The organism is Bacteroides caccae (genome assembly GCF_002222615.2).
GTDB classification, from domain to species: Bacteria; Bacteroidota; Bacteroidia; order Bacteroidales; family Bacteroidaceae; genus Bacteroides; species Bacteroides caccae.
The window spans coordinates 3765608-3777902 of sequence record NZ_CP022412.2; the positions used below are offsets into that span (position 1 = coordinate 3765608).

A 12295-nucleotide genomic window follows, 5' to 3' on the forward strand; every position below is an offset into this window, starting at 1 on the left:
TCGAACCTTCCAAAAACTTACAAAGATGAAAAGAAAACTTATCTATCTATTTATAGCCTTTGCCGCCGCAATATTGCCGGCACATGCACAGAAATTTCTGAATGATGAACTCACTCTCTCCAATGTATCGTTATGGCAACAAGGCAACTCGCTCTATGTCGGAATGACTTTTGACATGAGCAAACTGACAATAGGCTCCACCCGAAGCCTCAGCCTGATTCCTTTATTGACAGACGGACAGCACAACGTCCCCCTGCAAGAAATTATCGTCAACGGTAAAAGACGCGAAAAGGCCTATATCCGCGGACTAGCCATTACCAAACAGGAACCGACTGCTCTTATCGTCCCTTATAACAAACGGGAGACTTTTAATTATACGCAGATCATTCCATATAAGCCTTGGATGAGCAACGCCTCCTTACAGCTCGTAGAGAATTTATGCGGCTGTGGCAATTATCAGGAGATGAACGCGCAAGAATTAATCACCAACGACGTATCTACCGAAGCCAAACGGTTAAGTGCCATGTCTCCTTTCGTCGCCTATATCCAGCCTACGGTAGAAGTTGTGAAAAACCGTAGCGAACAATATGAAGCTCATCTGGATTTCCCGGTCAACAAATCAGTTATCCTTACCGACTTTATGAATAATCATACCGAACTGGTGAATATTCATTCCATGTTCGACAAGATTCAGAATGATAAGAACTTGACTATAAAAGGAATCGGAATCGAAGGTTTCGCCTCTCCCGAAGGACCGCTGGCCTTCAATGAACAGCTTTCCAAGAAACGTGCGGAAGCCTTGAAAGATTATCTGGTCAAGAATGAGAAAGTTTCTTCCAAACTTTATAAAGTGACTTTCGGCGGCGAAAACTGGGACGGACTGGTGAAAGCTTTAAAGTCCTCGTCCATGAAAGACAAGGAAACTTTCCTGAATATTATCAAGAATACAACTGATGACGCCAAACGGAAACAGGAAATCATGCGTGTGGGCGGTGGAGCTCCCTATCGTAGTATGCTCAAGGAAATCTATCCGGGATTGCGTAAGGTGAATTGTAAGATCGACTATACCGTCGTCAATTTCGACGTAGAACAGGGACGCATCATCATTCGTGAGAATCCGAAGTATTTGAGCCTGAATGAAATGTATCAGGTAGCCAACAGTTATCCGAAAGGTAGCAAAGATTTCGTGAATGTATTCGATATCGCAGTACGTATGTATCCTACCGACCAGGTAGCCAACCTGAATGCCGCTGCCGTCGCCTTATCACAGAAAGACTTGAATACAGCCGTGAAATATATGGAAAAAGCAGACCATACAACTGCCGAATTTATGAACAATACCGGAGTTTACAATTTCCTGAACGGAGATATCCAACGTGCTATGGCCGCATTCGAACAAGCTGCCAAATTAGGTAACGAAGCAGCTCAGACGAACCTGAAACAGTTACAGCAAATATTAAATGTGAAAATGAAATAAATAGAAAAATCTATTTGCCGCATCGACCCAAGTGAGACGTTTGTTTGTTATACTCATAACAAATGAACGTCTTACTTTTTAAAACCAGACTATTATGACCTTGATTCTTGCTATCATTCCGGTACTATTATTAATCATATTAATGGTATTCTTCAAAATGCCGGGCGACAAAAGTAGTATTATTTCCTTAGTGGTAACCATGCTGATTGCACTTTTCGGCTTCACCTTTTCTGTGGACAATCTGTTTTATTCCTTTCTATACGGAGCGTTAAAAGCTGTCTCCCCTATTTTAATCATTATACTAATGGCTATTTTCAGCTACAACGTATTGCTGAAAACAGAAAAAATGGAGATTATAAAGCAACAGTTCGCTTCCATTTCCACCGATAAGAGTATTCAGGTATTGTTATTGACTTGGGGATTCGGCGGATTGCTGGAAGCGATGGCGGGATTCGGAACGGCAGTTGCTATTCCGGCAGCGATTCTTATCAGCCTGGGGTTCAAGCCGATATTCTCGGCTACGGTCAGCTTGATAGCGAATAGTGTGGCTACTGCTTTCGGAGCTATCGGAACGCCGGTGCTCGTACTGGCAAAGGAGACGAATCTGGATGTTCTGAACCTTAGTACCAATGTCGTATTGCAATTATCAGTCCTCATGTTCCTTATTCCGTTTGTATTGCTTTTCCTTACCGACCCCAAACTGAAATCACTCCCCAAGAATCTGTTCTTGGCTTTATTGGTAGGCAGTGTTTCTTTAATCAGCCAATACCTCGCAGCCAGATATATGGGAGCGGAATCTCCGGCTATCATCGGAAGCATCCTGTCTATCATCGTCATCGTCCTTTATGGCAAACTGACTGCATCCAAAAAAGAAAAGGCACGGAAAAGCTCGTTGAAAACGAAAGATATTCTGAATGCATGGAGTATTTATCTGCTTATTCTCGTCCTTATTATTCTTACAAGCCCACTATTCCCGGGATTGCGCCAGACATTGGAAAATAACTGGATAACGAAAATCAGTCTGCCTATCAATGCTTCTACCGTAAATTACACTATTTCATGGCTGACTCATGCGGGAGTATTGCTTTTCGTGGGTACTTTTATCGGCGGATTGATACAGGGAGCAAAAGTAAAGGACTTGTTCACCGTACTTTGGAATACGGTGAAACAATTGAAAAAAACTTTCGTCACGGTTATCTGCCTGGTCGGATTATCCACCATTATGGACGCTTCGGGAATGATTGCCGTTATTGCCACGGCACTCGCCACTGCTACCGGAAGTTTATATCCGCTGTTCGCACCGGTCATCGGTTGCCTGGGAACATTTATTACCGGAAGCGACACCTCATCCAATATCCTTTTCGGCAAACTGCAAGCAAGTGTAGCGGGACAAATTCATGTCAGCCCCGATTGGCTTTCCGCTGCAAATACGGTAGGGGCTACGGGCGGTAAGATTATCTCCCCGCAAAGTATCGCTATTGCCACTTCCGCCGGAAACCAGCAGGGTAAAGAAGGGGAAATCCTGAAAGCAGCTATTCCGTACGCATTAACTTATGTGCTAATTACCGGAATTATCGTCTATATTTTCAGTTAGTTCCCGAAAAGTATTTCTTTGTCGGAATAATTTTAATTCCATGAGGTTCTTCTTCAAATTTGGTGGTAAAATTAATTAAGAAAATAATAATTTGATAGTTGATAGTATTCTCCATTCTCCTCCTTCGGGAAGGAGGAGTACCCGTAGGGGGAGGTGGTAGGTGAATGCGTAAGTCATTTATTATCAACATTGTGTATCCACCTACCACCCCGGCTTTCAGCCACCCCTCCTTCCCCGAAGGAGGGGAATGGAGATACCACCGACTGGTTAAATTACCACCAAATTTGAAGAAGAATCTACATAATGAAAAAATATCTATCACGCTATCATTCATTTTAATAACCTCTTAATTATCAAAAGAATAAATATGATAGACAGTTCTTTTTCAATTTATCTATCATACTTTTATTGTAAAAAACGTATATCTATCATACCCAGCTTATACCTAATTCCAGTATAGCATTAAATAAAATTCTTTCTTTAAAGGCATAAGAATGCACGATCTATAGTAAGATAACCTATATCTAACGGCTTGACAATCTATTAGAAATAGTCGTATTTTTATAGCCCACACATGTGGGGTATACAGCCTGCATACGTGGGATATACGGTTTATACATGTGGGATGCACAGCCCGCATACGTGGGATACAAACTTAGAGCTGCTAAAGTTGGATTATCAACCCATGATAGTCGGATTTATACGGATTCATAGCAACAAAAACAAGCTATATTACGTCCGCCCATCCTTTATTCAACTATCTTATTGATGATAGATACTCTATTTTAGCTGTAAAAGTATGATAGATACATTCTAAAAAGCTATCTATCATACTTATTCTTCTAATAATTAAGAGGTTATTAAAATGAATGATAGCATGATGCATATTTTTTCGTTATGTAGATTATTTTGTTTAAATCTGTACGGCTTTGCTCTATTTTACTTCAATCATAAATGAAAGTCATTTATAGGTAATCAATATTACATAAATTCGCTACATTTGTACAATGATAATAGATAGGCTCAATACATCTTACTGATTGATAATGTCCAAACCTAAAACAAACTTACACATGAATACTGATTTTATAAACCTGACGAATGAAAACCTTACCGATGAACATTTATGTTGCATTATCCGCAGTAAGAAGTCTCATCCGGGTATTGATGCCAAACGCCAATGGCTTTCCGAGCGGCTGAGCGAAGGTCATATCTTTAGAAAATTAAATGCAAAGGCCACGGTTTTTATCGAATATGCCCCTCTTGAAACAGCTTGGGTTCCTATCATCGGCAACAACTATTATTATCTGTATTGTCTATGGGTGCTGGGTAGCTCCAAAGGAAAAGGATATGGAAAATCGCTCATGGAGTATTGTCTAGCTGATGCGAAAGAGAAAGGCAAATCCGGTGTTTGTATGCTCGGGGCAAAAAAACAAAAGAGCTGGCTTTCCGACCAGACATTTGCCAAAAAGTTCGGCTTTGAGGTTGTCGATACTACCGATAATGGATATGAATTGTTAGCTCTCTCTTTTGACGGAACAACACCCAAGTTTGCACCAAACGCCAAGAAACTAGAGATTGAAAACAAAGAACTGACAATTTATCATGATATGCAATGCCCTTATATTTATCAATACATTGACATAATAAAACAGTTTTGTGAAACAAATGACGTTCCTGTATCTTTCGTCCAAGTGGATACGCTACAAAAAGCAAAGGAGTTGCCTTGCGTATTCAATAACTTTGCCGTCTTTTATAAAGGTGTTTTCGAGACAGTGAACTTAACGAATACCGACTATTTAAAACGAATACTCAAAAAATAAATAACTCCGTTTTTCTCCTAATATCCTGCAAATTGATTGGTGATTAGCCTGAGAAGCCGGAGTATAATACTCCTTGACTATAACACATGATACACCACCTCATGCGCTTCCGTCAACAAAGATATGATACGGCTATTCCAAATAGACAATCTTCACTCGTGCACCATAATCCACAACCAAGTCTATCTCTTCCCTACCAAAAAATAAAAGACATATTTTAGCATTAACTAACTGTCTAAAGGAAATTTCGCCAAGTGTTCCGGCCAAATCGCCATTTCAGGGGAACTGTAATCCCTCTATCTTTGCATCAGAGAAAAAATAAAAAGAAAAGAATTATGAAACTAATCAAAAGTATTATGAGTGCCTTCGCTATCGTACTTGCTACCACTGCTTGCGCAGGAAACAGCGGAGAAAATAAAAAGAGTAATGAACCAACAAAAAAAGAAAATAAAATGGAAGTAATAGCATTAAATAAAGCGGATTTTTTGAAGAAAGTATATAATTATGAAGCCAATCCGAACGATTGGAAATTTGAAGGCAAACGTCCGGCAATTGTTGATTTCTACGCAACCTGGTGCGGCCCCTGTAAAGCGCTGCACCCTATTCTTGAAGAACTTAGCAAAGAATATAGCGGTAAAATAGATATCTATCAAATTGATGTGGACCAAGAACAGGATTTGGCCGCCGCTTTCGGCATTCGCAGCATCCCTACCTTGCTGATGATTCCGATGAACGAACAGCCAAGAATCTCACAGGGAGCTTTGCCCAAAGACCAACTGAAGAAAGCAATTGATGAATTTCTGTTGAAACAAAATAACGAAGCCAAGCAATAAACTTCGACTTTTTTCTCGTCATGGTAGCCGCCCTCTGTCAGTCTTTTGAAGATTGGCAGAGGGCGAATTTTATGTTCTTGAACAAACTTTCCCAAAATAAAAACGAACCTTATTCTACGTTTCTGATTAATTCACTATATTTACCACCATACCAAAAGAAACAAAATAGCTTATGGATATAACAAATAAAATATAGTCAGAAAAATACACATAAATACAGAACTATAAAATACCCAAAACAAATGAAGAAATTATTTTTATTAGCAGCGGTCCTTTTTTCTATCCCTGTTTTTTCACAAAGTGCCGACGAACGTATCGGAACACTTATCAATCAGTCGGACTGGTTCGGTCTGGAAGAAAACTATCCGATCTTAAAAGATTCCATGCAGGTTGATTTTCTTAAACTGATGTCGGAAATCATGATTGATTATAACTTCAACCGTCCGGATAAAGCAATAAGCGGCATCCGGAAACTACTTACCAATCACCAGAATGAAATTGGAGGTTCAAATGTACTTGGCATGACTATACTGGCCTGTCAAATAGACGGTTTAAGGGGCAATTATGCTTCAGCAGCGCAGAATGCACAAAGCATCATTGACCAGCTTAAAGCACAAAATGCAGAGAAAGAGGCTTATGAAGGACTTGAGCAGGTCTTTTCTTTCTATAGCAAATTGAGTAGCATCCCGGCACCAAGTATCACACGACCGGATTGCGATGTATCCGTCCCTATTGAAATAGAAAAAGTAAAACTACCGACAAGTGTTGAACCGAAGGGTTGGCGGGGTACAACAATTTTAATACCTGTTACAATCAACGGAAAAACATACCGCTTCATTTTTGATACCGGTGCCGGAACCAGTTTCATGTCCGAACGTTTTGCCAAAGAGGTAGGTGTACGTATGTTGAATGATTCGCTGACAATCAATTCAACGCTTCCCGGAGCTATGAACGGACAAATGGGAACAGTGGAGAATATGCAGATTGGTAGCATGATTTTCCATTATCCACTCATTACTGTTGCTCCGCCTAACGCGCTGGACAGTGTCATGAGGGTTGACGCAATTCTCGGCATGGATTTTATCAATTTGTTCGATGAACTGCGTATCTATCCGAAAGAAAAAAAAATTGTCTTTCCTGTATCATCTACACCGCTCCCCGCTTCGGGACGTAACATGATATTGACCGACCGCGCACTGAAAATAAAAGCAGAGGCAAACAATGGGGAAAAGCTCAAGTTGCACTTTGACACAGGATGTTCTACTGCCGGCTTGTATTACCGATATTATGAAGGCCATAAGTCCGAACTCGACGCTTCCGGCAAACGGGAACACATTACGGGTGGCGGCTTCAACATAGTGGTAACAAAAGAAATATTGCGTTTACCGTCCTTCCGCATAAAGGTCGGTAAAGTTCCGGTCGAATTGAAAAATCTTGCAGTGGATACTACAAACGGTGATTTCCAGACATCAGATGATGCAGGGATTATCGGTATGGATATGGTGAATCAGTTTGACTGCGTGACAATCAATCTAAAAGAAATGTTTCTAAAGCTTGAATAATATCCTTGCATTTCTTATACGGTTTTATGAAATTATCAAACGATTCGATGGAAAATGCATTAACTATATCCGACTTACTTCTCCGCAGAAAAGTGGCTTTAGCCAACAAGTCGGATATCTCATTGCAATGAGTCCTTCGCAGATATTTCTTTAAAGTCCTTTTGTTATCACCGGAAGCCCGAAGAATCCTTTCTGCAAAGTCAATGTCTTTGTTGCACCCTGTCGTGTCTTGTTATAAGTAGAGAGTGGTACATGCAATGTTTTCATAGTACCATTTGTAAAAGCTACTTCCAAATAGTACTCCTTACGTACACCGTCCGGTACATAACGCCTCTTACCTACCCGGCGGGTTTTCTTATGCGTCTCCTGATACTTCCTCTGCACTACAACTTCTTCTTCCTGCATGGAAGCAGGGTCTGCCAACCAATAGTTACCTACAAGAAACAGTGCATAACTCATAACTCCCACACATACCAAATGACACAAAAAATTAACTATTTTATTATCTCCGGCTGTCAGCCATGCCCACCTCATGTAGAAAGGAAATGTAGCAACAGCTATCATCAATGCCACTCCGACAGGTATCCACCACTCCGACAATGTATCTTCGTAAATTATATAGCCAATAACTCCTGAAATAAGAAGCAGAAAAAGCATCAGGACACGAAGAATTTGAATAAAAATATTTTTCATAATAATACTAAAATGTATCTGTTTGCAAATATACAAAGAAAAAATTCAGGTTAATGACAAATACAGTACAAGAAAAGGCAACTAACTCCCGATACCGATGAGCAAGTTGCCTTTAGACTTATATCAGTGAATATGATATCACTTATTTCATGCTATCATAAAGCGCTTTCGCTTCTGCTGCCGTGAATGCACGATTATACACCAGATAATCATCTATATAACCATCCATAAAGTTCTCATAAGAACGGGAGCCTTCTGCCCCTCTGTACATGGCACCGATGAAATAAGGCTTCCGATCAATTGGTTTCAAACCTTTATTGAGTGCTTCCGCTGCTTTTACTCCGTCAATATATAAATAGGTGCTTCCATTGGTATGAACACATACATAATGATGCCACTCTCCGTCTGTCATAGCTTTTGTCTTATAATCAGTCCAGTTTCCGGAAAGCCCAGAGTACTCAATGACATATCTTATAAACGGACTGGATTTTTGGAATCTAAACCAAGTCTGCTTATTCTTTCCGTCTGTACTTGCATTAGGACCGGCTCCATGCTGGAATACCCCCAGATTAGCAGCTGTTTTATTCGAAGTTTTCACCCAGAAAGAAGTAGTCACCGGAGTTGCCTGGAAATCTAATGCATCATTATCCGGCAACGACAAGAATGCATAATTCTGATTATCCTTACTTCTGAACTCAGCACAAGTAAATCCTTCCTTACGGGCAGGTGCATTAAAGTTGACATCCATATTATCTCCCAATTTAAGAATTTCCGGATGAATAGCATTGGGACCCATATCTTTACTGTCACCCTCGAACGGATAGAAAAGAACAATATCTTTACCCGGCAATACTGTGATATATCCTTCCTGTTCAGCTGTGGAAGTATTCATATCATTAGAAGCGACTAAAGTAACTTTATACTTACCGGCAGTTGAATAAGTAACAGTCGGGTTCTGCTCATTGGAAGTAGAAGGTGTTCCTCCTTCAAACGTCCAGTTCCAACGGGTAGGACGTCCCAAGCTAGTATCCTTGAATGATATGACTCCCCCTTCTATAACCATACGCCGGTCTGCCGTAATATCTGCAGCAACTGAATTCTTATCAATAATATTCAAATAATTCTCTTGCGTAAGCGTAGCCGTTGTCTTAGGATTAGTAACTGTTAATTTAACAGAGTAAACTCCCGGCTCAAATACTAAACTCGGATTCTGTTCCGTTGAGGTGACGGTACGGCCTTCTGCAGGAATAAATTCCCACAACCAAGTAGACGGGAATCCTACGGACATATCTGTGAAACTAATAGATTCATCACTCAATGCCTGAGTTTTATTGGCTTTAAAGGCTACGGTGATTTCATCCGGATATACAACTGTGATATATTTCAACATCTCAGTCTCCGCATTTTCCGTCCCCCGCCCTACTCTTAATTTTACGGTATAAGTTCCCGGATAATTATACACGATTTCCGGGCTGAACAGATTAGACACACTAGGTTCTCCACCTTCAAAAGCCCAATCCCAACGTACAGGTTCTCCAGCAGACTTATCCATAAAATATACCTTCTCCCCTGCGGATATGGTTTGCTTGTCTGAAATAAAATCTGCATTCAACAGTACTTGTTCCTCGTCTTTGCAGGCATAAAAGGCCCCGACACACACGAACAAGAAATATATTATCTTTTTCATATCAATCTATTTTTTAATTCTACGCATGTTTTATTGTAGCTGTGACAACTCAACATTCTGAAAAGCAATGCCTCCGATATTCTTGAAACCATATTCATATAATACTCCAATTGTACCGTCAGGATAACGGGCAATGTCCGAGTATCCTCCATAATCACTTCCTGTATAGGAATATTGCTTCTTCCAAGTTACTCCGTCATCCTCGCTCATCTTTAACGTGTTATTATTACGATTGGTCTGACTGTCAGGATTCGAGAACAGAATAATGCCTTTACCATCATCCCCCAAACCGTAAAAGAGTATGGAACCTTGGCATATAGGTTCTTTCAATGTAGTATACTTACACGAAGTCCATGTCAGTCCGCCGTCCGTACTGGTGGAGACCATCCTATATTTTTCCGTGTCAGACTGTTTGCGCATGTTCAACATTAAATCACCGTTACTTAATTCAGTCACAGTGCTTTCATTCGTATAATCCACGTCCATAATACCACCCAAATGCCAAGTTTCTCCCTTATCATCCGAATATATCACATGAGAACGTCCCGCACCGGATGTAGTGGTATTATGATTACACGGCACTACAATTCTCCCTTTATGCGGCTCAAACTGTTTCACTATTCCATGGCAAGGCCCTGTAGCGTACCATCTATATTTGTCAGGAGTTACGGAAGCAGTTATGTCCTTTTCTTTCGCCCATGTCAATCCTTCGTCATCCGAATAAGTTACAAAAATTGAATTAGTTCCTGTTGCACCCGGATTCCAGCAAGATAGTAAAATGATACGATTGATATCCGGAAGATAAACAGGTACTTGATTACGACAACGATTTTCTCCATCATCCTTGACTGTTATTAACGGCCCCCAAGTTTTTCCTTTATCAGTGGAACGCTTTAACACGATGTCGATGTCCCCTTCATCTTCAGGACCATTGCGACGTCCCTCGGCAAATGCCAATATTGTACCACTGTTAGTAATTACCATCGTGGGGATTCTAAAATAGGCATATCCTTCCCTATTGATGGAATAAGGCTTGCTCGTGGGAACCGGTAAAGAAGATATGCTCGGCTCCACATCATTACATGCCGTCGATATAAACAACAGGCATACCCATGCAAATATTAAGTTTAAATTTTTCATTGTTTCTATTTTTTAATAACCCTCAGTTTGTTCCAAATTAGGATTCAAATCAATCATCTTCCTCAAAATCGGGAAATACAATGGAGTAGATTTACCAACCAAATTAGGAATATAACTATAAATATCAATGGTACCCGCGTGATGTGCCCGCATCAGATCAGGCCAACGCTTCAACTCGAAACACAATTCCCTGCCGCGTTCGTCCAATATCTCTTTCTGGACCACTTTCTGGACCGTACTCCCGGTATACGCTCCGATTCCGGCACGATTACGGGTAGCGAACATAGCATCAATGGCTTTTTGTACATTGTCACCACCCAGATAACACAACAATTCCGCTTTCAACAATTTGACTTCGCCCAAACGATAAACCACGATATCATTATCATAATAACGGTCATCGGTATAAGCTGTCCCCCGAAATTTGTTCTGTGAAGTGAAAACTACCGCCCCTTTTGAATTTATAGCATTGATATAAGCTGACGAAGCCCGGTTGTCCTTGTCACTGAAAAGCGATATCAGACGGGGAGACGGAGCATACACGTGACGTGCGATTGTGGAGTTAGTGTATGGAATGTCTTCTTTGTTCACAATATCGTTAGTCAGCAGTCCGGCTGCGGCAGACATGGACAACGTAGACATATACATATTGTTATATTCATCTTTCTTCAGATAAATAGAGAAAATGATTTCGCTGTTCTTCTTGTTTGCCACATCGAAAATATCCGCATATTTATCCATCATACTCACACCGCACTTTTCCACTTCTTCCAATGCAGAAATCGCATCTGTCAAGTCATTCTTGTCATTACTCCGTTGAACCGTATATTTCCATGCCAGCGCTTCCGCTTTCAGACATAACGCAGCAGGTCTTGAAATCCGATTCTTATCCAAAATATTCGTTTCCGGGAAAAGATCGATGGCAGTCTGAACATCTGAAAGAATCTGTTTCATCACTTCTGAAGCCGTACTACGCGTCGGGCGTGACTCCTTATCATAAGATTCTGTCGGATTTAAAACAACAGGTACGTCTCCCCACATCTGAGTTAAAGTAAGATAGGCTTTTGCCCTAAAAGTATATGCCTGTGCCAAGATACGTTTCTTTTCATTTTCCAGTGTAAAGTCAATTCCCGGAGCATATTTGATTATCATATTGCAATGATGAATGTTCTCATAGAAAGTACGCCAGTCCAATCCATATTCTTCATTCAGTTCATGCTGATGCGAACGTGAAACACCGCCAATCACTCCCGATACCATAGCATCTCCACGATCTTCTCCATACAGGGTAGTACTGGTCATTCCTCTATAATCCGAATAAAGACCATTCAGGTAGCCTTTTACGTCAGATTCCGATTTCCAGTAATTTGCCATAGTTATTTCAGAAATAGGATCTATCTCCAATATAGATTCACAACTACCTAAGGTACAGGCAGTCATTATACTAAACATTATTAATTTAGCTCTCATCATCGTTTACTTTAAT

The 12295-nt window shown here is 40.5% G+C and carries 10 protein-coding genes; 5 read left to right on the forward strand and 5 right to left on the reverse strand.

Annotation, left to right across the window (positions count from 1 at the left end):
- Positions 1-25: 25 nt before the first annotated feature.
- Both CGC64_RS15555 and CGC64_RS15560 read left to right on the forward strand, forming a co-directional pair.
- Complete coding sequence (locus CGC64_RS15555; RefSeq protein WP_005677999.1) at positions 26-1477, forward strand: DUF3868 domain-containing protein; 1452 nt, start codon at positions 26-28, stop codon at positions 1475-1477.
- A gap of 94 nt (positions 1478-1571) precedes the next feature.
- Entirely contained in the window at positions 1572-3071 is a 1500-nt protein-coding gene (locus CGC64_RS15560) for an L-lactate permease (protein WP_005677998.1), read from the forward strand.
- Here CGC64_RS15560 and CGC64_RS15565 read toward each other — a convergent pair.
- Positions 3064-3405: a hypothetical protein gene (locus tag CGC64_RS15565; protein ID WP_005677996.1), complete on the reverse strand. Its 342-nt coding sequence runs from the start codon at positions 3403-3405 to the stop codon at positions 3064-3066. The genes CGC64_RS15560 and CGC64_RS15565 overlap by 8 nt on opposite strands.
- Before the next feature lie 739 nt (positions 3406-4144).
- Between CGC64_RS15565 and CGC64_RS15570 the strand changes: the two genes are divergently transcribed.
- The 3 genes from CGC64_RS15570 (at position 4145) to CGC64_RS15580 (ending at position 7289) form a co-directional block, all read left to right on the forward strand.
- The gene (locus tag CGC64_RS15570) at positions 4145-4894 is read left to right on the forward strand and encodes a GNAT family N-acetyltransferase (protein WP_005681440.1); all 750 of its coding nucleotides are present in this window, start codon (positions 4145-4147) and stop codon (positions 4892-4894) included.
- A 335-nt stretch (positions 4895-5229) separates the two neighbouring features.
- A complete protein-coding gene (gene trxA / locus CGC64_RS15575) occupies positions 5230-5727 on the forward strand; it encodes a thioredoxin (protein ID WP_005677994.1) in 498 nt (165 codons plus the stop codon).
- Between the two features lie 242 nt (positions 5728-5969).
- Positions 5970-7289 carry an aspartyl protease family protein gene (locus tag CGC64_RS15580; protein WP_005677993.1) on the forward strand — a complete coding sequence of 440 codons (1320 nt, stop codon included), beginning with the start codon at positions 5970-5972 and terminating at the stop codon, positions 7287-7289.
- 150 nt (positions 7290-7439) lie between these two features.
- On the opposite strand, the gene CGC64_RS15585 is transcribed toward CGC64_RS15580, so the two are convergent.
- The 4 genes from CGC64_RS15585 to CGC64_RS15600 all read right to left on the reverse strand — a co-directional run bounded on the left by CGC64_RS15585 (position 7440) and on the right by CGC64_RS15600 (position 12282).
- The gene (locus CGC64_RS15585; RefSeq protein ID WP_005677992.1) at positions 7440-7982 is read right to left on the reverse strand and encodes a DUF2500 family protein; all 543 of its coding nucleotides are present in this window, start codon (positions 7980-7982) and stop codon (positions 7440-7442) included.
- Between the two features lie 142 nt (positions 7983-8124).
- Complete coding sequence (locus CGC64_RS15590) at positions 8125-9669, reverse strand: LamG domain-containing protein (protein ID WP_005677991.1); 1545 nt, start codon at positions 9667-9669, stop codon at positions 8125-8127.
- A gap of 30 nt (positions 9670-9699) precedes the next feature.
- Positions 9700-10809 carry a sialidase family protein gene (locus CGC64_RS15595; RefSeq protein ID WP_005681443.1) on the reverse strand — a complete coding sequence of 370 codons (1110 nt, stop codon included), beginning with the start codon at positions 10807-10809 and terminating at the stop codon, positions 9700-9702.
- Positions 10810-10821: 12 nt separating this feature from the next.
- Positions 10822-12282, reverse strand: coding sequence for a RagB/SusD family nutrient uptake outer membrane protein (locus CGC64_RS15600; protein WP_005677989.1), 1461 nt, complete (start codon positions 12280-12282; stop codon positions 10822-10824).
- Positions 12283-12295: the final 13 nt, after the last annotated feature.

What these genes read in the sequence shown, in the direction of transcription:
- CGC64_RS15555 (WP_005677999.1), top strand. Translation starts at nt 26, where the DNA reads ATGAAAAGAAAACTTATCTATCTATTTATAGCCTTTGCCGCCGCAATA.
- CGC64_RS15585 (WP_005677992.1), bottom strand. Translation starts at nt 7,982, where the DNA reads ATGAAAAATATTTTTATTCAAATTCTTCGTGTCCTGATGCTTTTTCTG.
- CGC64_RS15565 (WP_005677996.1), bottom strand. Translation starts at nt 3,405, where the DNA reads ATGAATGATAGCGTGATAGATATTTTTTCATTATGTAGATTCTTCTTC.
- trxA (WP_005677994.1), top strand. Translation starts at nt 5,230, where the DNA reads ATGAAACTAATCAAAAGTATTATGAGTGCCTTCGCTATCGTACTTGCT.
- CGC64_RS15560 (WP_005677998.1), top strand. Translation starts at nt 1,572, where the DNA reads ATGACCTTGATTCTTGCTATCATTCCGGTACTATTATTAATCATATTA.
- CGC64_RS15570 (WP_005681440.1), top strand. Translation starts at nt 4,145, where the DNA reads ATGAATACTGATTTTATAAACCTGACGAATGAAAACCTTACCGATGAA.
- CGC64_RS15600 (WP_005677989.1), bottom strand. Translation starts at nt 12,282, where the DNA reads ATGATGAGAGCTAAATTAATAATGTTTAGTATAATGACTGCCTGTACC.
- CGC64_RS15590 (WP_005677991.1), bottom strand. Translation starts at nt 9,669, where the DNA reads ATGAAAAAGATAATATATTTCTTGTTCGTGTGTGTCGGGGCCTTTTAT.
- CGC64_RS15595 (WP_005681443.1), bottom strand. Translation starts at nt 10,809, where the DNA reads ATGAAAAATTTAAACTTAATATTTGCATGGGTATGCCTGTTGTTTATA.
- CGC64_RS15580 (WP_005677993.1), top strand. Translation starts at nt 5,970, where the DNA reads ATGAAGAAATTATTTTTATTAGCAGCGGTCCTTTTTTCTATCCCTGTT.